16 protein-coding genes, 1 tRNA gene, 2 pseudogenes and 1 other annotated feature are annotated in these 20,300 nt (G+C 42.7%); of the genes and pseudogenes, 11 read left to right on the top strand and 8 right to left on the bottom strand.

The features are described from left to right. Window positions 1-223: 223 nt before the first annotated feature. Window positions 224-1,044: a sequence feature (16S ribosomal RNA rRNA prediction is too short), on the bottom strand. 602 nt (window positions 1,045-1,646) lie between these two features. The 3 genes and pseudogenes from FIS9605_RS45910 to FIS9605_RS0135055 form a co-directional block, all read left to right on the top strand. Then, window positions 1,647-1,817 (top strand): annotated as a pseudogene (locus tag FIS9605_RS45910) (IS630 family transposase); the annotation flags it as partial. A gap of 118 nt (window positions 1,818-1,935) precedes the next feature. Continuing rightward, window positions 1,936-2,019, top strand: a tRNA-Leu gene (locus tag FIS9605_RS0135060). A 317-nt stretch (window positions 2,020-2,336) separates the two neighbouring features. Beyond that, window positions 2,337-3,158, top strand: coding sequence for a type 1 glutamine amidotransferase (locus FIS9605_RS0135055; protein ID WP_026736634.1), 822 nt, complete (start codon window positions 2,337-2,339; stop codon window positions 3,156-3,158). A gap of 419 nt (window positions 3,159-3,577) precedes the next feature. Here the strand turns inward: FIS9605_RS0135055 and hetF are convergent, their stop codons facing one another. Next, window positions 3,578-6,073 (bottom strand): cell division protein HetF, encoded by a 2,496-nt coding sequence (hetF, locus tag FIS9605_RS0135050; RefSeq protein ID WP_026736633.1) that lies wholly within the window; start codon window positions 6,071-6,073, stop codon window positions 3,578-3,580. A gap of 2,022 nt (window positions 6,074-8,095) precedes the next feature. Between hetF and FIS9605_RS0135040 the strand changes: the two genes are divergently transcribed. Then, on the top strand, window positions 8,096-8,422 hold the full coding sequence (locus FIS9605_RS0135040) for a hypothetical protein (RefSeq protein WP_026736632.1): 327 nt from the start codon (window positions 8,096-8,098) through the stop codon (window positions 8,420-8,422). 28 nt (window positions 8,423-8,450) lie between these two features. Here FIS9605_RS0135040 and FIS9605_RS0135035 read toward each other — a convergent pair whose 3' ends face one another. Both FIS9605_RS0135035 and FIS9605_RS0135030 read right to left on the bottom strand, forming a co-directional pair. Continuing rightward, the gene (locus FIS9605_RS0135035) at window positions 8,451-9,491 is read right to left on the bottom strand and encodes a DUF1611 domain-containing protein (protein WP_026736631.1); all 1,041 of its coding nucleotides are present in this window, start codon (window positions 9,489-9,491) and stop codon (window positions 8,451-8,453) included. Beyond that, window positions 9,475-10,527 (bottom strand): dipeptide epimerase, encoded by a 1,053-nt coding sequence (locus FIS9605_RS0135030; RefSeq protein ID WP_026736630.1) that lies wholly within the window; start codon window positions 10,525-10,527, stop codon window positions 9,475-9,477. Before FIS9605_RS0135030 ends, FIS9605_RS0135035 begins: the two co-directional genes overlap by 17 nt. A gap of 137 nt (window positions 10,528-10,664) precedes the next feature. Between FIS9605_RS0135030 and FIS9605_RS39565 the strand changes: the two are divergent. From FIS9605_RS39565 to FIS9605_RS0135010, 4 genes and pseudogenes are all read left to right on the top strand, one after another. Further along, a pseudogene (locus tag FIS9605_RS39565) lies at window positions 10,665-11,212 on the top strand (NUDIX hydrolase). A gap of 8 nt (window positions 11,213-11,220) precedes the next feature. After that, the gene (locus tag FIS9605_RS46390; RefSeq protein ID WP_269321132.1) at window positions 11,221-11,349 is read left to right on the top strand and encodes a hypothetical protein; all 129 of its coding nucleotides are present in this window, start codon (window positions 11,221-11,223) and stop codon (window positions 11,347-11,349) included. 21 nt (window positions 11,350-11,370) lie between these two features. Continuing rightward, window positions 11,371-11,637 carry a hypothetical protein gene (locus FIS9605_RS0135015; protein WP_026736629.1) on the top strand — a complete coding sequence of 89 codons (267 nt, stop codon included), beginning with the start codon at window positions 11,371-11,373 and terminating at the stop codon, window positions 11,635-11,637. A 621-nt stretch (window positions 11,638-12,258) separates the two neighbouring features. Next, window positions 12,259-12,690: a nucleoside deaminase gene (locus FIS9605_RS0135010; RefSeq protein WP_026736628.1), complete on the top strand. Its 432-nt coding sequence runs from the start codon at window positions 12,259-12,261 to the stop codon at window positions 12,688-12,690. A gap of 184 nt (window positions 12,691-12,874) precedes the next feature. On the opposite strand, the gene rbsK is transcribed toward FIS9605_RS0135010, so the two are convergent. The 4 genes from rbsK to glyA all read right to left on the bottom strand — a co-directional run bounded on the left by rbsK (window position 12,875) and on the right by glyA (window position 17,346). Continuing rightward, window positions 12,875-13,807, bottom strand: a complete 933-nt coding sequence (rbsK, locus tag FIS9605_RS0135000) for a ribokinase (RefSeq protein WP_026736627.1) — start codon at window positions 13,805-13,807, stop codon at window positions 12,875-12,877. Window positions 13,808-14,051: 244 nt separating this feature from the next. Continuing rightward, window positions 14,052-14,237 carry a DUF4278 domain-containing protein gene (locus FIS9605_RS0134995; RefSeq protein WP_026736626.1) on the bottom strand — a complete coding sequence of 62 codons (186 nt, stop codon included), beginning with the start codon at window positions 14,235-14,237 and terminating at the stop codon, window positions 14,052-14,054. A gap of 431 nt (window positions 14,238-14,668) precedes the next feature. Further along, window positions 14,669-15,925: a competence/damage-inducible protein A gene (locus FIS9605_RS0134990; RefSeq protein WP_026736625.1), complete on the bottom strand. Its 1,257-nt coding sequence runs from the start codon at window positions 15,923-15,925 to the stop codon at window positions 14,669-14,671. A gap of 137 nt (window positions 15,926-16,062) precedes the next feature. Then, a complete protein-coding gene (glyA, locus tag FIS9605_RS0134985; RefSeq protein ID WP_026736624.1) occupies window positions 16,063-17,346 on the bottom strand; it encodes a serine hydroxymethyltransferase in 1,284 nt (427 codons plus the stop codon). 678 nt (window positions 17,347-18,024) lie between these two features. Between glyA and FIS9605_RS0134980 the strand changes: the two genes are divergently transcribed. After that, window positions 18,025-18,222, top strand: coding sequence for a hypothetical protein (locus FIS9605_RS0134980; protein ID WP_026736623.1), 198 nt, complete (start codon window positions 18,025-18,027; stop codon window positions 18,220-18,222). Window positions 18,223-18,446: 224 nt separating this feature from the next. Continuing rightward, the gene (locus FIS9605_RS0134975; protein ID WP_026736622.1) at window positions 18,447-18,926 is read left to right on the top strand and encodes a Tic20 family protein; all 480 of its coding nucleotides are present in this window, start codon (window positions 18,447-18,449) and stop codon (window positions 18,924-18,926) included. Here FIS9605_RS0134975 and FIS9605_RS0134970 read toward each other — a convergent pair whose 3' ends face one another. Next, complete coding sequence (locus tag FIS9605_RS0134970) at window positions 18,927-19,703, bottom strand: fumarylacetoacetate hydrolase family protein (protein ID WP_026736621.1); 777 nt, start codon at window positions 19,701-19,703, stop codon at window positions 18,927-18,929. Between the two features lie 224 nt (window positions 19,704-19,927). Here FIS9605_RS0134970 and rpsF point away from each other — a divergent pair, with 224 nt between their 5' ends. After that, window positions 19,928-20,248, top strand: coding sequence for a 30S ribosomal protein S6 (gene rpsF, locus FIS9605_RS0134965; RefSeq protein WP_026736620.1), 321 nt, complete (start codon window positions 19,928-19,930; stop codon window positions 20,246-20,248). The last annotated feature ends 52 nt before the right edge of the window (window positions 20,249-20,300 follow it).

The raw sequence follows: 20,300 nt of genomic DNA, 5'->3' as shown, positions 1-20,300 counted from the left end.
CTCGTTGCGGGACTTAACCCAACATCTCACGACACGAGCTGACGACAGCCATGCACCACCTGTGTTCCGGCTCCCGAAGGCACCCTCACCTTTCGGCAAGGTTCCGGACATGTCAAGCCCTGGTAAGGTTCTTCGCGTTGCATCGAATTAAACCACATACTCCACCGCTTGTGCGGGCCCCNGTCAATTCCTTTGAGTTTCACACTTGCGTGCGTACTCCCCAGGCGGGATACTTAACGCGTTAGCTACGGCACTGCTTGGGTCGATACAAGCAACGCCTAGTATCCATCGTTTACAGCTAGGACTACTGGGGTATCTAATCCCATTCGCTCCCCTAGCTTTCGTCCCTCAGTGTCAGTTGCAGCCTAGCAGAGCGCTTTCGCCACCGGTGTTCTTCCTGATCTCTACGCATTTCACCGCTACACCAGGAATTCCCTCTGCCCCGAATGCACTCTAGCTGTGTAGTTTCTACCGCCCTTATCATGTTAAGCATGACGCTTTGACAATAGACTTACACAGCCACCTACGGACGCTTTACGCCCAATCATTCCGGATAACGCTTGCATCCTCCGTATTACCGCGGCTGCTGGCACGGAGTTAGCCGATGCTGATTCCTCAAGTACCGTCAAATTTCTTCCTTGAGAAAAGAGGTTTACAACCCAAGAGCCTTCCTCCCTCACGCGGTATTGCTCCGTCAGGCTTTCGCCCATTGCGGAAAATTCCCCACTGCTGCCTCCCGTAGGAGTCTGGACCGTGTCTCAGTTCCAGTGTGGCTGATCATCCTCTCAGACCAGCTACTGATCGTCGCCTAGGTGGGCTCTTACCCCACCTACTAGCNAATCAGACGCGAGCTCATCTNNAGGCAATTAATCTTTCACCCATAGGCACATCCGGTATTAGCATCGGTTTCCCAATGTTGTCCCGAACCTAGAGCCAGATTCTCACGCGTTACTCACCCGTCCGCCACTAACTTCCGAAGAAGTCCGTTCGACTTGCATGTGTTAAGCATACCGCCAGCGTTCATCCTGAGCCAGGATCAAACTCTCCGTTTTGTTCTTTTTGAGTTTGCGGCTCCGAAAATTCCTTTCGGAATCCTCTATTTATTCTTCTTATACGTCTTGGTTCTCTGTCCAAGACCTAATTTTTTTGACGAGGATCGGTTTTGCTTTTGGCTTTCAAACTATTGATTTTTCTTGGTTCGGGCGTCTCGCTTTTGCTCGACACTTTATCTAGGTTAGCTAACTTATTTTGGATTGTCAAGGGGTTAGAGAAAATTTTTTTCTTTTTTCCCTTGCTTTTAATCCAGTAGCGATCGCCTTGTTGGAGATCAAGCAGGATTGCTTCTCTGCTTTTTAGCTTTCAACCTATTGTTTTTTGTTGGTTATAAGTGCCATCGCTTTGACGCTTATTTAATATAACAGGTCTTTTGTTAGGTTGTTTTGCCATTTTGCCGCTCTGCCTTGGGTTGCTAACCGTACTTCTTGATGCCGATTCCACTACTTTGCTCTTGTGTTTGTTGATCTCTAGTAAAGCAAGCACAAGAGATGCGAACGCACCAGACGCTATGAGTTATTTGTCAATGCAACTTAGGGTTACAACTACTAAAAGCATTTCTATAAATTTTAGTAAATTGAGAGAATTAGTCTCAAATTGAAATTTCTGTTCTCTCTCGTCAATGTTTAGAACGTCGCATTCCTGATATAGAGACTTTACGTCGAGAAATTAAGGCTTGGGAAAAACAACGTAATCAGCATAAAGCTAAAATTAATTGGCGTTTTGCTGCCAAAGATGCCAGAGCTAAATTCCAATGGTTGTAGCCTTCTTTGAGCCTGTCATAGTTTTCTTGGTTGACTACTACCGGAATAAAATTTAAAAAATTCGCAAAACTGGTTGCAAAATTAAAAAATAGGGTATAATAGCAAAGTTGCTATCCGAGGGCGGGTGGCGAAACTGGTAGACGCACCACACTCAAAATGTGGCGGGCTTACGCCCATAGGAGTTCGATTCTCCTCCTGCCCACTTAAATATGAATGAACGTAAGCGATCGCGTTGTAAAAAGTCAAGGTCAAAAGTAAACCAGAGAGTTTCTCTCTTCGTGTCTTGGTGGTTCAAAAACATTGTTTTTATCACAAATGCACACAAATTCCAAGCAAAATGCTGTTATTTAACTTACATCTTAAACAGGGATAACCCACTCAACTAACCTTTTTCAAACTATCCTGGCATAAAGCATACAGCATCTGAATAGGACGATTTGAAAATAAACAAATACCATCTACCGAAGTCGATGCTATTCTCTTCTCTAGTCCTTCATTCCTATTCTTGGCTGGGCATTTATGAGTAATCAACAATTTGAATTAATAGTAGGTTGGTTGTATCCGACACTGATGAGTACTTATGGAGACCGTGGTAATGTCATCGTTCTAGAACGTCGTTGTCAGTGGCGGAGATACTATGTTAACGTACTGCCCCTAGATCAAAACGCTACAGCAGATGATATTAAATCAGTAGATTTAATAGTCGGAGGTGGTGCACAAGACCGTCAGCAAGAAATTGTTATGCGTGATTTGCAAGGTGCAAAAGCCGAAGCAATGCGCGAAAAAATAGAAAATGGTACACCTGGAGTGTTTACCTGTGGTTCACCACAACTTTTGGGACACTATTATGAACCAGGGGTTGGGCAGCGCATTCAAGGTTTGGGCATATTAGATATGGTATCAGTGCATCCAGGGGAAAATGTTCGGCGCTGTATTGGTAACTTGGTTGTAGAAGTCACAGCTACTCGTCTGGTGCAGGATCTCAAAGAGATGCTTAATGGTGCTACACCTTATTTAATTGGATTTGAAAATCACGGCGGACGCACAAAGCTAGGAAAAGTAGAAGCACTGGGACGCGTGGTGTATGGTCTGGGCAATAATGGTGAAGATGGCACGGAAGGAGCATTTTATCAAAATGCCATTGCTACCTATTCCCACGGTCCCCTATTACCAAAAAATCCTTTCGTTGCAGATTGGTTAATTCAAACAGCGTTACGGTTAAAGTATCAACAGCCGATTACGCTGTCACCTATAAATGAGACTTTGGCAATGCAAGCACGGGAAGTAATGTTGAAGCGCTTGAAAGTTAATCTTCCAACACCTGCTGCGGCTAAAGTTTAAACTCAACTTCCCCCCGTGCAAATGTACTAAACAGCCCTTAAACCCTTGCCCCGGAATCGATTTGGCGTTTAACGCAAATATTAGTGTACCCATGTAAGCCCTGGAACTATTGGTACAATTAGGGTAAGCTAAAAATCGGGGCTCAACGCCTCAAGTTCACAACGCATACGCCCCTTTGACAATTGTACCCAGTAACAGCGATTCAAAAAACGTTGAAAGTCGCTCAGGTCAATAGCTAAACTTTTATTGGGGGGAAGTTCAGTTTAAATATTGATTACTAGACGGGCAAAATGCCCGCCTCACAAAATTTGAGAAAAATTGCATATCAAGTGTGGTCAAGAATTAAAAGCGATCGCCTACAGAGAGTCTTGCCACTAATAAAAACCCAACGTCAAGCATAACCAAAATATTTGTAACTTTTAATTTACTTCTCTATTTACTTGGAGAAGAGATTTCCAATCTTTAATTGCCTCCTCTGGCCATAGCCAATTATTAGCCAATTGATCCATTTGAAAATTGACTGGATCGTCTTTTATTACCATTTGCCGCAACTTAATTGCTTCATTTAAATATTGCTCTCGTTTAGCATTTGGTTGATGATGTGAAGATTTATATAGCCCGATCGCTAAGCCTGCATAAGCTGTTAAAGTATCTTGGGTTACTTCCTTGGGTTTCGGTAATCCTGCGGAATTGGCAGATAGATTATGCTGTCTGACCGCTGAATTCAAAGCCTTGAACCAAGAATCGTTAGCGCGATTGAGATTACCTTCTACATAATAAGCAAAACCTAAAGCATTAGAATATAAAAGCGAATCTGGTTTGGCTTTTGCGGCATTTTCCCAGTAACGACGAGCATCATCGATGCTAAATGTTTTGTCCCCTGTTTGGACAGCTTGCCACGCTAACCGCCCTTTCAAAAAGTTTACAAGCGGATCGCTCAAATGCTGCTGGAGAACAAAATCCAGGGCCACCTTAGCATTAGGAAGAGCATTACGATTAAGAAGTTCTTCTACTGCTAACAGCCCATTTTGCAATTCACCACTGCTCAATTTTTCGCTAGCGTAGGCAGTGATAATTCCGGTTGCATCGGTTTTTAGATTGATTTGTGGAGTGTTTTGCCCGGGTGGAGACTCGGTAGAAACTACTGGTATATCAGATCGTCTTGACACTCTTTGATTTTGCCACCACCAATTCAAACCGACAACCACTGCGATTGTACTAAATCCGACAACGCTAACTTTAGACCAAAACTGTCGTCTAGCGCGTCGTTTGGAAGCCGCTTTTCGAGATAGAGTAATTTCAGTTGATGAAGGTAAAGTACTTTGCCAGTCTATGCCAAAACTATCATCAACGGCTAGTTCATCTTGTGCTGGCCCAATTTGCTTGCTCTCTGCATCTGGTGGAAATTGACTCCACAGCGAAACCATATCTTCTGTATTGTGAAGATTATCCTCTCTATCTTGATTTACTAGTTCCGCAGTCATTGAAGTTTGCTCGTTGGGAACTTTTGGGCTACCTAGCTGGCTAAACAGATCCGAAACGAATGCAGAATCTTCTGCATAGCTTGGGTCATCGTACTCTATTTCATCTACCAAATCGCCCCAAGTATCTTCACCCAACCAGTCTGACTCAGAAGAAACCTGCGTCATACCCGAAGCCATCATATCGTCGATGGGTAAAGGCATGTTGGTATCATCTGCTGTCGCTGGATATCTTGCTGGTGTTGTAGTTAAAGTTGAATTATACTCGCTGTATGGCTGTGTACTTTCGGGTAGATAAACTCCTGGGTTGAGAAAACCGTCAAACTCGGGGTGTAGATATAATATTGGTAGCGCCCAGTACATCTGGTGCGAACCATAGGTAGTAATTAATCCCTGGCGTACCCGACTAACACACATATCCACAGGGTATCCCTGGGAAAGGTTGTGGTAAAAAAATTGTGTCAGTGTTAGTGCGACTTGATCGGGAATGCGTTCTGACATAGCCAAAACGCTTCTGATGCCCCGCTTCACCAAGCTTTCTGTTAAGTTACGTTCGCCCGTCTCCTCGTTTTCGTCAGAGGTTGCTGCGTATGCTCCCAAGCAGGAGTTAAACACAGCCATTTGGATATTATTATTGACAAGCAAGCCTGCTAAATCGTCACCAGTCAGGGTTTCGGTCAAACCGGTTCTGCTACTGACCAGATAAATTTCGCCGCCATTCGGCCCGACATTACTATGACCAGAGTAGTGGAGAACGTGATATCTTCCCTGTTCTAGGGCTTGCGTTAATTCCTCCCGTCCTGGTTGTTCTAGTACGGAGAGTTCAATTCCAGTACCGTGTGGTGACTGAATGTTTAGCAAATCTCGCAGTTTTTCAGCTTCTTCTGCAAGTAGATGCAGACGAACTTGATCGGTGGGGGAAGCGATCACCATCAACACTTTAATCCCATCTTCTTCCAACGGCATCGACATTGCTGATGGTAGACGAGATGTCCCCCCAATTCCACTTTGGTAGCGAGAAAAAGCAATATAAGGTCCTGTCGCAACTGGGCGATCACCTGCATGCATTACTTCCCAAGGTAAACGTGCCAACCTGGTATCTTTCAATCCCAAACGCAGGCGTAGTACCTGTTGGCGATTTTGAGCAATACCTTGGGCAGTCATCCAACTATCTCTGAGAGTGCCTTGAAACAGCGCGTTATAAAATTGCTGACCTAAAGCTACCAAGTTCACAGAGTTTCGCGCGATCGCATCCCCCTGCAACACTAACTTCAACGGGTCATTCATTAAATGTCCAGCAGCCGTCAACCAATCAGCTACGGGCCAAGTCACCAGTTCTTCTGCCAATGGCACCCCAGGCGCGACTTGTTCCGTCCGCACCAAGTAGTCATTTTGCCCTACTGGGGTTACGGAAATGTGAAATTCCTGGGTCACAATTTCTCCTGTTTCCTATATCCGGTTTGAAACGCGAAAGTTTCAAGTCGATGTTTCGCTTCTTCTGATACATTTAGATGCATCTTGCAACTCAGATGTTTCTGATTTGAGCTGTTTTGCCGCCAAGCGACATCTACCACTTTAATCCGGATTATCTTGGCTTTTCTAGAACATTCTTATTGGTAAATGCACCATGATATTCAGATCCCTGGCTTGGCTAGTATCCACTGGGGGTTTTTTCTATTTTTACCAAAAAAATAGCTCCTATTCACCAAAATTTCTCCTGAGAATAATGATTACACTCAGAAGACTTAATTTGGTAGATGTACCCTGATAAATTACTTCCCTTGTTGGCTGCTAACCACTAGGTTTTTTTATTTTGATTACTTTGATCGTAACTGCTTGATTAAAGGGGACTGAGAACTAGGAACTGGTGACTAGGGATTAGGGACTGGGGAATAGAGATTAGGAACCTAGTATCCAATCCCCAATACCCAATACCCAGTACCCAATACCCAATACCCAGTACCCAATACCCAGTACCCAATACCCAACAGCCAGCACCGAAATGGCGAAAACTGAAGCTTCCTACTACATTGCAGAACTCTACTGTTCAGTGCAGTTGCTGCATGTCTATGGGCTATTTCCCCTAGAGTGGGAAAATACTTCTCATCGCGACTTTTGGAAAAGTCTATCCGGCATGTGCTGGTTTATTCTAAAACACAGGACTGGTAGATGTAATCAGATAACTTACTCCCCTTGTTGATGATTTGCTGCTGAGGGATTTTTTTATTATTTTCATAATTTATCCCCATTCTCGCAAATTTATCCGGAACATACTGATTTATATTGAAACATGGAAATGGTAGATGCACCCTGATAACAGACTCCCCTTAATAGCTGCCGGCTACGAGGGGATTTTTTTGTACAGAAACAAACATCCAAAATCTTTTTGCAAATTTATCCGGAACATACTGATTTGTCTGAGAACATAGAAATGGTAGATGCACCCTGATAACAGACTCCCCTTACTAGCTGTCGGCTACGAGGGGATTTTTTTTGTACAAAAACAAACAAACATCCAAAATCTTTCTGCAAATTTATCCGGAACATACTGATTTGTCTGAGAACATAGAAATGGTAGATGCACCCTGATAACAGACTCCCCTTAATAGCTGCCGGCTACGAGGGGATTTTTTTGTACAAAAACAAACAAACATCCAAAATCTTTTTGCAAATTTATCCGGAACATACTGATTTGTCTGAGAACATAGAAATGGTAGATGCACCCTGATAACAGACTCCCCTTACTAGCTGTCGGCTACGAGGGGATTTTTTTGTAGAAAACCAGATCATAACCCACCTTTACGAAAATTGATCAATGGTACAGAGATTAATTTAAGACCACATAAAGTAGAAGCTAAGGAAGGGTAAAGGGGAAATCGCCAGTCTCCCATCGGTATTAAATAGCCTTGCGCCTGTTATAGCCGTTGTGGTAACTAGCATTGAAAATTAAGAGTAAGGGATAAGCAGAAGTTCATTTTGAGACTCTCATTAAATTATTTTTAACCTAAATTTCGATAAAAATGAGCCATATTGGCATATCTAATACTAACTATCTGGCAAATTGGCAATTTGTCCTTAATGTTACTCCTGTTGTATCTGTACAGCTTTTCCCGCTTTACCCTGATAACCAAGTTGTTTTTATCACGGTTCTCAATTGGTTTCAATACACATCTCGATAGAAAATTTTGGCTTTATGTCCTTTGAGTGTAATGTAAACAATTAAAACTCGTTACAATCGTCAATTAATTTATATTATCGTTTTTTAGAAGTGTCAATATTTCAGTTATTGGCTTCCCTGAGTGTTTTGTAACGTCTGAAAATGAGGATAAATAAAGGTTATCTGCGATTTTTACTAAAAATTCTATTTTTTCTCTTTATTTTGTATTTAATGTGCTAGCATAATATCCCATGTAATGCTAGTGATCTGTATCAACATTCAGAGAGTTGCAAAGCCACATGCCTTTAGCTGTAATTAAATTCTCTAGTGAAGACTGCGGTATCTGCCACAAAATGTCATTCTATGACCAAAAAGTGACTGAGGAATTAGGTTTGCAATTTATTGATGTGAAAATGCAGGATACAGCAACATACCGCAAGTATCGTCAGATTCTTTTGACACAATATCCAGATAAATCACAAATGGGATGGCCCACTTACATTATCTGTAATTCACCAGAAGGAGAATTCCAGATTTTGGGTGAAGTAAAAGGGGGGCACCCGAAAGGAGAATTTAGAAGTCGCTTGCAAGCAGTTCTTGATTCGGCAAACGTGAATCAAAATTAGTTAAGCACAATAATTGGTATTGGATAGCTCAATTCTGCATCACTGCGTCTAACAATCTGCCAGCACCAAAGCGCACCGGATCGGTACAAGCCAACCCAGTTTCTGTTTCAGTTTGAGCGATCGCTTTTTTTGCTTCCGCTTCGTTTAAATGACGGGTGTTCAGTGCGATCGCTGCGATAGGTACATGTCCAAAAGCACCAGCAGCACTGGCAACAGTTTCATAAAGCTCGATCACATCTGGTAAGGGCGGAATTAGCACACCATTGACTACTTCAGTTTGCCCTGCCCGATGTACCAGTATCATCTGCGTTGGTTGGGAACCGCGTATCAAGGGCAGTGTTGCTGTGGAACTTGGGTGTAGTAACGAACCTTGTCCTTCTATATGGAGAATGTCGTAGTTTTTGCCATAGCGCATCACCATCTGTTCCACTGCACCAGCGGCAAAGTCCACACGCACGGCATCCAATGGCACACCATCCCCCTCTAACATTATGCCAGTTTGCCCTGTTGCTAAGAACTTAGAACGCCAGCCCCGCAGTCGTGATGCCCAATGTAACTCTAAGCTAGTTGACATTTTGCCAACTGCCATATCGGTTCCCACAGTTAACACTCGCCGACAGGGGAGGGTACGGGCAATACCAATAGCAATGCCTAAGTTAGGCGGTTCTTTCCGCACATCCCAAATCAATTGTCCTGGTTTCAGAAGTGCCTTTAAATCTGGCAGAGTTGATAATGGTGCGTGCAAACCATTGACTAACGACATTCCCGCAGCGAGGGCATCCTTGATATCATGCCAATAATCATCTGGCACAACACCACCTAGGGGGGCAATGCCAATTACTAATACTTGTGGTTTGTACTCCAGCGCTGCTGTAGTTGATGCGACTATTGGTACATCACGCTGAATACCCGTTAATGCCGATAAAGATTCTCCTGGGCACTCGCGATCAATTACTACTACGATTGGGGCTTCACTGTAACGTAAGAGTGATAACCCAGTTTTACCACGAGTTCCCTTTATTCCCTCATGCAATAAAATAGCTACCCTTTGATTAAGCGGCAGACGCACTGCGTTGTACCCCCAAGCCTGGTAAATCGTTTGGCAAAACTCTTCCCTCTTGCACAAATGCCCCGATAAAGGGGTCGTCAATTAAATTGAGGTGACTGTCTAAATCTAAATAATCAGCTAATGGCGCTAATTGTGCCGCAGCCGTATTGAGAAGCGTACTGTCAGAATAGCAACCGAACATGACTTGCAACCCATTAGCACGGGCTGTATGTACCATCCGCATTGCCTCGCTTAACCCCCCTGATTTCATTAGCTTGATATTAATACCATCGACAAAATTTGCCAATCGAGGAATATCAGCGCTAGTGAAACAACTTTCATCAACAAAAATGGGTAGGGGCGATCGCGCTTTTAATTCTGCCAAGCTTTTCTCCTGACCTTGTGACAACGGCTGTTCTACATACTTTATACCCAAATCAGCCAGCCAACTACACATTTGGATGGCGTCCTCTAAACTCCAACCCCCATTGGCATCAACGCACAATTCTTGCGTGGGTGCTTCTTGTCGCACTGCCATTAACATTTGGCGATCGGCATCAATACCATCCGGGCTACCCAATTTCACCTTGAAAACACGCACATCGACAAATTGCAACCAATTCCGCACCCTTGCCCTTGCCCCTTCTGGTGAATTAATGCCAATAGTCACCGAAGTTGGTACTATCAGATTTCTATCCAGCCCCCATATTTGCCACAGCGGTAAACCGACGCGCTTTCCCAACCAGTCGTGCAGTGCCATATCTAATGCTGCCCTAACTGCGGAAGGAATTTTTGCTGTGATTAAAAATTGCTCTATTTGCTGCCGCTGCAACGGGTTGAATACCTGTAAAGTAGGCGTAATTTGTTCCAAAAAATCTTTGATTATTGCCGTTGACTGCGGATGATTACCTACACTAAACGGCGATGCTTCTCCCCAGCCTTCGATGCCATCATGGAAAATCTTCACCCATACATTCTTTGTCTGTGCAGTTGTGCCACGACTAATAGTCAGGGGAAACCGCTTGTTTACCGTAAAGATTTCCACCTCAATTTGCATAATTACATTTAGGATTGGGCTAAAGCAAAGATTAGTTTAAGTCCAACTTTTTGTTTATATTCTGCTTTGTTATACTTTTTAACAAACATTAATATTACTGATGATTTTTTTGACTTGTGCAAGGAGTAAATTTGTCCATAAAAAAAATAGAAAAATGGCAGCTTTTGCAATCAAGAATGGTTCTAGATAACCGCTGGTGCAAGGTACGGCAAGTCAAGTAAAATTACCCAATGGCACAATTATAGATGATTTTTTTGTCAATGTTAGACCAGAAATAGTTTTAATTTTACCTGTTACTAGCAATAAAGAAATTATTTTCGTTCGTCAATACAGACATGGGGTAAATGAAATTTTGTTGGAACTACCTGGCGGTAGTTTTGATCCAACGGAAGAAACCGCCGAAGAAGCGGTAAAAAGGGAAATTCAAGAAGAGACTGGTTATGTTGCCAAAGTAGTGAAGAAACTAGCAACGTTACATGATAATCCAGTCAAAGATACCAACAAAATACATTTATTTTTCGCGGAAAATGTTATAAAATCTGGCGATCAAATGCTAGATATTACAGAAGAAATTGAAATAGTCTTAGTTCCAGTGGAATCAGTTTTGGACAAAATTATCCAAGGAGAAATTTCTGTAGCAGGTAGCGTTGCTGCTCTATTTTTGGGTTTAAATTTACTTAGGTAAGGAGCATCATGAAAACACAGGTAAAATCTTATGGGTCTTGGCGATCGCCTATTACCACAAATTTGATTACTTCGCATACCATCGGATTGGGAAAAGTTAGTTTCGATGGCGAAGTCATTTACTGGATTGAATTGTGACCGTCAGAGCAAGTTAGAAGTATGCTTGTACGCTGGACTCTCGATGATAAAAACCGTGATTATACTGCCCCTGTAAGTGAAAAACCACCTTTGTTGGTGAAAAGTCACGGAAGCCCAACCTCAGCAACTTCCAGCAGTCTCAAATTTAGCATTGCCAACTGCGATCGCCAATTTCTCGATGTGTACGATCTGCCAAATGGTATTGGTGTCTGGTCTGTTTCTGGAATTATCTGGGCGGGTAGGATACCCACCCCAGAAGAATCATCCCTTGATGGGAGCAACTGTTAAATCCTGCTTTTCCTTAACTTGTCACTAATTATTTATCGATAGCTTCCCACTGTCCATTTACACAAAGATATTTGATACAAGGTTTATCGACCGTGCAACCAATATCTTTTGGTTTCGGCTGCGGACATGCTTCTGGTGGTGGACTTGTTGATGGGTTTCTTGGTGGAATTATTGCTGGTTGAGTTACTTGTCGTAGTTTTTTTTGTAGTAAGCATTCTCTTGTAGCACATTGTGATGCGCAATTTCCTATCTTTTCGCAATTAGTTTCAGTTACGGGTTGGGCAAAGGCTGGAGTCAAACTCAAGAAAATAGTACTAAATATGAGTGAACAAGAGAATATTACACGTTTAATCATAATAAAGCCTCACAAGAATGTAGAAACTGTGGAGACATCTACCGACGCTATAAATCTGTTTAATCCCCGCCGTTATAAAGCTTGGAATTGGCGGAAGTATTCCAAGGCAAGTTTTTAGCTCTTGCCAATAACGTAGTATCCAAAATATAAAGTAGAGTCTTTTTTAGGGATACATCGTATTAAAAAAGTATTCCCGTTTAGAACAGGTTAAATTCTGTTAAAACGATATGATCCCTCTATTCAGCTACTCAGAGGAGATTTAACAAATGGATGTATTTATGCAAGCTGCCATAGAGGAAGCACAACAAGGTAGACAAGAAGGTGGAATTCCCATTGGTTCTGTTCTTGTCAAGGATGGTAAAATTCTCGGCAGAGGACACAATAAGCGCGTCCAAGACGGCGATCCTGTCACCCACGCCGAAATTGATTGCCTTCGCAATGCTGGTAGAATTGGCAGCTACAGAGGTACAACACTCTATTCAACCCTAATGCCGTGCTATTTATGTGCTGGGGCAGTAGTGCAATTTGGTATTAAAAAAGTCATAGCCGGAGAATCTAGAACCTTTTCCGGTGCTAAAGAGTTTATGGTATCCCACGGTGTGGAAGTAATTGATTTAAACCTTAAGGAATGCGAAAAAATGATGAGTGAGTTTATTGAGGAAAACCCCGAATTGTGGAATGAGGATATTGGTAAGTAATTTGGGAAATGGGAAATTAGGCATTGGGCATTGGGCATTGGAAATTGGGCATTGGGTAAAGGTTAAAGGGTAAAGGGTAAAGGAATTTATTAACCTTTCACCTTTCCCCCTTTTCCCCTTCCCCCTCTTGTTTTTCCGATGCCCCTTGCCCCTTCCAGCATAGCTGTCTTCTTCCAACTAACCACTAACCACTAACAACTCTCTTTTCTTTAAGAAAGGCATCAAACGCCAACCTATCTGGAAGCGAAGGTTGTGCACCTGGTTTAGTCGCAGCTAATGCACCTGCTGCTGCACCCCATACCACTGCTTGATGCAAAGAAAGTCCTTGGGATAGTGCAGCGGCTAAACCACCATTAAACGCATCTCCAGCAGCGGTAGTATCTACCGCCTGCACTGGAAACGCAGGCACAAAGAAAGTTTCATCAGAGGTGGCACAAACTACACCTTGTGCGCCTAATTTCACGATCGCATTTTTCACACCCTTTTTTAACAGTTGTGCAGCTGCCTTTTTCGCCGACTCTTGTCCAGAGACAGGAAAACCTACTAGTTGTCCTGCTTCTACTTCATTGGGAGTAATAATATCAACCAAGGGGTAAAGTTCATCTGGTACATCAGATTGTGCGGGTGCGGGATCGAGAATTACGGTTACTCCTGCTTCTGTTGCTACTTGTGCAGCTGCAACTACTGCAAACATAGGAATTTCAAATTGTAACAGTAGTGCTGAGCTTCCCGATAGCAAACGCGACACTCTTGTTACATCTTCTTGATTGACACGTCCGTTTGCACCAGGAATAACAATAATTTGATTTTCGCCTGCATCATAAACAGTAATAATCGCAACGCCAGAACTAATTGTTTCATCCATGAATACATTTTCAGTTTGCACACCAGCAGCTTGCAAACTATTTATAAGTTCTGTGCCAAAACCCTGTGCGCCTACACGTCCCACTATCTGAGTAGGAATTCCCAATTTTGCCAATGCTACCGCTTGATTTGCACCTTTACCGCCTGCTGCTTTAAAAAAATGATGTCCTAGCAGCGTTTCTCCAGGAAGTGGTAATCGGGGTGCAGTTGCTACTAAATCTATATTGATGCTGCCAAAGACGATAACAGTCATAAGGGTATTTACGTTGATTTTTAAAGTTATGCAGCGACTATATATACTACAGAGGGCAATCGCAATAGTTCAAATAATCAAGCGTTTCTATAATTTTGAGGAGTTATTAAGCTACAATTACCAAATATATTTCAGAAAAAAACACATAAATCATATAGAGACGCAAAATTATCCTACAGAAAAATCTGTGGTGCATGCGTCTCTACATATATATTTGACTGACAATTAATTCAAAAAAGATAATTTAGCCTACGCAATTTTTATAATTAACTCCACGATATTTTAGTTGAGAGCATTTTTGAGCTTGAGCATCTATAGCCTTAGCAATTTTGTAAGCATTTCCTCGGTAATTACCCTCTTTATTATTGTCTGAAGTTTGTAATTGATTAGCCTGAGATTGATAACGAGTGCCACGATAAGAAAGATGCATTTTTTCTCCCTAATTGCTAAAAATACTTGCAGAGTGAATTATTGTTTATCAGTTGCTATATAGATAATCAAATGTTTCTCAGGCTTTTACGCAAAACAGTTTATTAACTTTTGTAAAACCATTAAGTACTATAGGACTAGTATTTGATTTTTGAAAAGATACGTAGGGGAGGCAAAAAGGGGTGTGGATTTTCCTCCCCCTTTATTGCCGTTGCGTTAGCCTTTAGCGTAACGCACCATTCTATGTTTTTGGTGCCGTACTCTCGCCGATCGCACACCCTACGGGTACTTAGGTTTTTTCAATCATCAAACCGGATTCCTATAGCTCGTAGTAATCAATAGATCTCTAATAAAAATAGAGGCAAGAGTAAAAGGGTAAATGAGAAAGGAATCTTCCCATCCTTTTCCCCTTACCCCACTTCTGCAAGAAATTTACTGCGATCTTGTCAGTAACTTCCGCCGCAGATTATCCAAAGCAGTACAGGCACTAAGATGACGAACTAAAGACCGACTCCGACCTGCACCAAAGCGATATTCAAAACTTTCCACCTTGTCATCTGGCGCTGCTAAACCGATGTAAACCAAACCCACTGGCTTCGCTTCGGTACCCCCAGTTGGCCCGGCAATACCAGTAATACTCAGTCCCCAACTAGTGCCAAGACGCGATCGCACTCCTGCGGCCATTTGCTCTGCTACAGTAGCACTTACGGCCCCAAATTCTGCCAAGTCTTCCTGATTAACCCCCAAAAGCCCTACTTTCACTGAGTTGTCATAGGAAATGACTCCACCCCAAAAGTAATCAGAACTACCAGAAATTTCTGTCAACATCTGCCCTAGTCCGCCGCCAGTGCAAGATTCTGCCACAGAAAGAGTTTCTCCCAACTCACGTAATAACTGACCTACCACGGAAGCAAGCGTGTCATCATCAGCACCATAATAATCCAACCCAGCAATTTCTTTGAGTTGTTTCTCTACAGGTGCAATCAATTCCTGCGCTTCAGCTTCAGAAGTTGCTTTTGCCGAAACTCGTAACTTAACTTCCCCCTTACTGGCATAGGGTGCTACTGTTGGGTTAGGCAAGTAGAGATAAGCTGCAACTTTTTCTGCTAAAGCAGATTCAGGAATGCCCCAAAACTTTAACATCCGACTATAAATGATTTCCTTGCCCCAACCGAGGCTTTGCAGATAAGGTACTGCTGTTTCTGACCACATCCGCTGCATTTCACTGGGCACCCCAGGGAAAGTAAAAATTGTTAACCCCGGATGAGGTTGCCAGATAATACCTGGTGCCGTGCCAGTGGGGTTAAGTAAAATTTCTGCCCCTTGAGGTATTAAAGCTTGCTTGCGATTGCTAGGTGTCATTTGCCGACGGCGTTGAGCATATTTGCGGGCAATATCCTCAATGATTTCGGGACGTTCTACCAAAGGAACGCCAAAAAAATCGGCGATACTTTCGCAGGTAAGGTCATCTGGTGTAGGGCCAAGACCGCCAGTAAAAATTAATATTTCCGATCTTTGACTAGCAATTTCCATAACATGCTTTAGTCTCTGTGGGTTATCTCCTACCACTGTTTGATAGTAATGAGGTATACCCAATTTCGCTAACTGAATTGCCAAATATTGAGAGTTGCTGTTCAGGATGTTTCCCAGCAGCAGTTCAGTACCAACACAAATTATTTCTGCACTCATGAAATTGGGGAATTGGGATTGTTAGTAGTTAGTAGTTAGTAGTTGGTTGGTGGTTGTTTGTAGTCAGTAATTTGGATTTGGATGTTGACTACTAACCACTATCCACTATCCACTATCCACTAACTACTAACGGTTCCTTATGCTAAAGCTGGTACGGGAATTACCAGATGAGGGTACAAGGGGAAGCGATCGCACAATGCTGCCACCCGTCGCCGGCAATCTTCGGCAACACTCTCAGAATCTGGATTCAACAGGCGATCGGCAATAATATTACCAATCTCTGTAAATTCTGCTACTCCCATACCCCGTGTTGTTACAGCTGGAGAACCCAATCTCAAACCACTAGTCACAAATGGCGACTCTGGATCGAAGGGAACTGTGTTTTTATTGGCGGTAATATTCACATCACCCAGCAGCTGGTCTGCTCGTTTGCCTGTCATGCCAATGCTACGTAAATCAACGAGCATCAAATGATTATCTGTCCCATTTGATACTAGCTTAAAGCTGCGATTTTGTAGTTGTGCGGCCAAGGCACGAGCATTTTCAATGACTTGGGCAGAATAGGTTTTAAATTCTGGCTTAAGGGCTTCTCCAAAAGCCACTGCTTTAGCAGCAATGACATGTTCTAAGGGCCCACCTTGAGTGCCAGGGAAAACTGCTTTATCGAGTTTTTTACCCAATTCTGGGTCACGGGTCATGATTAAACCACCCCTAGGCCCACGTAGGGTTTTATGAGTAGTAGTTGTTACTACATCACAAGAGGAAATAGGGTTGGGGTGCAAACCGCTTGCTACTAAACCGGCGATGTGGGCAATGTCTGCCAGTAAGTATGCTCCTACTTCATCAGCAATACTGCGGAATTTTTCAAAATCAATCACGCGAGGATAGGCAGAATAGCCACAAATCAGCAGCTTAGGACGCTCCCTTAGCGCCTGCTCCCGAACTTGGTCGTAGTCTAGTTGTTCTGTTTCCCGACTGACACCGTAATGAACAACTTTAAACCACTTTCCTGACACATTCACTGGTGAACCGTGGGTCAGGTGTCCGCCGTGAGACAAATCCATCCCCATGATTGTGTCCCCTGGCTCCAAGAGGCTCAAAAACACAGCAAAATTAGCTTGTGCACCAGAATGGGGTTGCACATTTGCATGAGCAGCACCAAACAGTTGCTTGGCACGGTCTATAGCTACCTGCTCAATTTGGTCTATGAATTCACAACCACCATAGTAACGCTTACCAGGCAAGCCCTCAGCATATTTATTGGTAAGCACTGAACCCTGTGCAGCTAATACAGCTGCAGAGGTAAAGTTTTCACTAGCAATCAACTCCAAGTGGTCACGTTGACGCTGTAGTTCTTGGTTTATTAACCCCGCAACAGTAGGATCGGCGGAGGCAAGAAAATCTGAATTAGTCACAGACACTTTCGTTATCCTTATAGAAATTTGCACAACCGTTGGTAATTGTCCTTTGTCTTTTGCTGATTGTTTGTTGCTTGTTGTTTGTTAGTTTTTCCAACCAAGCACTAACTAATAACCAATGAGCAATGACAAATAACTAAAGACGCAACTCACTTCTTAATTATTAGACACATGTTGAACAGTGCATTAATAATCATAAAAGCTCTCGGTATATGCTCAAAGCCAACCATCGGTTTTGAGCATAAAAATTCGGTTTGACGCTTGCTTTCATATCGAGGATTGTTAATTTAATGAGTTGTTTGTTGGAAGAAGACAGCTATGCTGGAAGGGGCAAAGAGCATGGAGCATAGGGCAAAGATAACGTTAAATCCCAATTCACTTCGGCCCGATTCCCAATACCCGATTCCCAATGCCCAATTCCCCATTCCCCATTCCATTACCGATTGCAATTGGCGATCGTAAATTTATGTATTGTTTTTTACTACAGATTTAGATATTCAACGTACAATTAAAGTAAAATCAACTTAGATAATTCTTCTTGAGTTGCTATCAACCACACCTTTCCAATTAAAGATGGAAAGTTGCTCTTTGGCTTTCTCCTAATCTCACTCAGAATATATATCCAAAATAACAGTTCAAGGGAAAATATAGGGAACTTTGAGGATTTACAGGAGGGATTGGATGCTAGTAATTTTGATTGAAGATCAAATCCTTGCCCCTCAGCAAGTTTGCCAATCTTGTTTGCTCGCCGATAGTAGCGGTCAACCGCGATGGCGTCAAGGTCAATTGCGCTGCGGTCATATCATCAGTAAAATCACCGAAAAGCAGCCAGACCAGTATGAGTGTATGATGGGTTTCCGTATTGTTAACATTGAATGAGTGTAATCTGTTTGTTGTGTGTTGTGTGTTGTTTTTTGTACCCTGCACTCTCAGCGCACAGCGACTTCCCATAGGGTAGCGGAGTAAAGCGTGTCGGAAAAAGCAAAGACCAACCACCAACTACCAACTACTAACCACCAACTACTAACAAAAATAATAAAGAACTTAACTGCGTTATTCTAGGGTCATGTGACTATTGAATTTTAACGACAGGAGAACGCGGTATGGCTTGGCGCGGGTCTACGACGGTTCAAGACAGAATTTTTGCCTGCTTGCCTTATTTATTGCCTTTGATTGGCGCACTGGGATTCGGCTTCTCTTTATTCCAACAGTTCCCAGCACTAAGAATATTGTTTTTACCACTTGAACCCATACTTGTCATTTACAGTATCTTAGGACCTTATGGCGAATTGATTATTTTCTTTGCTTTGTTTTTGTTGGTGGTAAGAAACGAAAAAATTAATCATTTTATTCGTTTTAATACCTTGCAGGCGCTATTGTTAAACATTATTGTGTATCTGTGTAGCATTCTGTTACGACTTGTCGCACTTCCTGGTTTGAGTTTTGCATTGCAAACAGTAGCAACCACTATCTTTCTAGGCATAGTGATAGCGGTTGTTTATTCTGTCATTCAGTCTTTGTTGGGGCGTTACGCAGAAATTCCCGCAATTTCTAATGCAGTATACACGCAACTGCCGCGCTAGCTAATCACGAGCTACCACTGTGTTTTCCAGGCGACCAATGCCTTCTATTTCGACACGGACGCGATCGCCTATTTTTAACGGCCCCACCCCAAAAGGCGTACCCGTTAGCACCACATCACCCGGCAACAGTGTCATCACTTTACTGATGTAAGACACAAGAAAATCCGGAGAAAACACCATTTGGTCAATACTGGCAGATTGCACAGGAGTGGTGCTTTCATTTAAGAATGTCTGTAGTCTTGCTCCTGGACTTAATTCGCGGACAATCCACGGGCCAAGGGGACAAAAAGTATCAAAACTTTTGGCTCGCGTCCATTGACCATCTTTTCGTTGTAAGTCTCGCGCAGTCACATCATTGGCGATTGTGTAACCCCAAATTTTCATTTGGGCTTCTTCTGGTGTGCAATCAGCAGCGCGATCGCCAATTACTAATGCCAATTCTCCTTCATAGTCTACTCGTTGTGACTGATGCGGATACTGAATTTCCTCAAGCGAAGCAATCACAGATGTAGGTGGCTTCATAAAAATTAGCGGTTCAGGAGGTACTTCAGTTTCCATTTCCGCCGCATGCTCTGCATAATTTTTCCCCACTGCTATAATTTTCGAGGGTGCGCAGGGAGCTAATATTTGATAATGATCTGATTCTAAAATCATATCTGTAGGTTGACCTTGTAACCAGGGCGGTGCATCCAGTAGTTGCACTTTTAGGGATAGTTGTAACAACCCATAATAAATTTGCCCTTCTAAATTCTGAACTCGCACATAGCGCTGTGCCATAGCCTTGATGAATATCCTCTGTTTCTGGTCAAATTGTCTTTCAGTGTCCGTTAATAGTCTAGAGACTAATGACTAATTTGGTAGATTTGGCCAAGCATTAAAATTGAAAACTGGTAAGATTATAAGTCCTTGTTGCTTTCGATGTTGATAGGTCATTGTATGAAAAATCACAGCAATTACCGGTCAAAATCAGCAGCCATATTGTCCATAAGGAGATTGGAACCGTGCAGACAGGTTATGAAACAATGTACATCCTGCGTCCTGACTTGGGAGACGAGCAGGTAGAACAAGCAATTTCTAAATACGAGAACTTGCTTCGGGAACAAGGTGCTGAAAATATCCAAATTCAGAATCGCGGTAAGCGTCGTTTGGCTTATGAAATTAAAAAGCACCGGGATGGCATTTATATCCAGATGAATTACACTGGACCTGGAAAAATGATTGCTGTCTTAGAACGCGCTATGCGTTTGAGCGAAGAAGTAATTCGCTATCTGACAATCAATCAAGAAGTGCAACAACCAAAATCTACTACAGAAGCAGCATAATCTGGGTTAGTAGTTAGTAGTTAGTGGTTAGTGGCTAGTTGTTTTATCTACT

The sequence above is a fragment of the Fischerella sp. PCC 9605 genome (assembly GCF_000517105.1).
Classification (GTDB): Bacteria; Cyanobacteriota; Cyanobacteriia; order Cyanobacteriales; family Nostocaceae; genus PCC9605.
Note: the sequence above shows the minus strand (reverse complement) of the source record. Positions and strands in the feature narration are given on the sequence as shown.

What these genes read in the sequence shown, in the direction of transcription:
- FIS9605_RS0134995 (WP_026736626.1), bottom strand. Translation starts at nt 14,237, where the DNA reads ATGCATCTTTCTTATCGTGGCACTCGTTATCAATCTCAGGCTAATCAA.
- FIS9605_RS0134975 (WP_026736622.1), top strand. Translation starts at nt 18,447, where the DNA reads ATGGCTTGGCGCGGGTCTACGACGGTTCAAGACAGAATTTTTGCCTGC.
- FIS9605_RS0135040 (WP_026736632.1), top strand. Translation starts at nt 8,096, where the DNA reads ATGCCTTTAGCTGTAATTAAATTCTCTAGTGAAGACTGCGGTATCTGC.
- FIS9605_RS0134980 (WP_026736623.1), top strand. Translation starts at nt 18,025, where the DNA reads ATGCTAGTAATTTTGATTGAAGATCAAATCCTTGCCCCTCAGCAAGTT.
- FIS9605_RS0134970 (WP_026736621.1), bottom strand. Translation starts at nt 19,703, where the DNA reads ATGGCACAGCGCTATGTGCGAGTTCAGAATTTAGAAGGGCAAATTTAT.
- FIS9605_RS46390 (WP_269321132.1), top strand. Translation starts at nt 11,221, where the DNA reads ATGAAAACACAGGTAAAATCTTATGGGTCTTGGCGATCGCCTATTACC.
- rbsK (WP_026736627.1), bottom strand. Translation starts at nt 13,807, where the DNA reads ATGACTGTTATCGTCTTTGGCAGCATCAATATAGATTTAGTAGCAACT.
- FIS9605_RS0135015 (WP_026736629.1), top strand. Translation starts at nt 11,371, where the DNA reads ATGCTTGTACGCTGGACTCTCGATGATAAAAACCGTGATTATACTGCC.
- FIS9605_RS0135030 (WP_026736630.1), bottom strand. Translation starts at nt 10,527, where the DNA reads ATGCAAATTGAGGTGGAAATCTTTACGGTAAACAAGCGGTTTCCCCTG.
- FIS9605_RS0134990 (WP_026736625.1), bottom strand. Translation starts at nt 15,925, where the DNA reads ATGAGTGCAGAAATAATTTGTGTTGGTACTGAACTGCTGCTGGGAAAC.
- FIS9605_RS0135010 (WP_026736628.1), top strand. Translation starts at nt 12,259, where the DNA reads ATGGATGTATTTATGCAAGCTGCCATAGAGGAAGCACAACAAGGTAGA.
- FIS9605_RS0135055 (WP_026736634.1), top strand. Translation starts at nt 2,337, where the DNA reads ATGAGTAATCAACAATTTGAATTAATAGTAGGTTGGTTGTATCCGACA.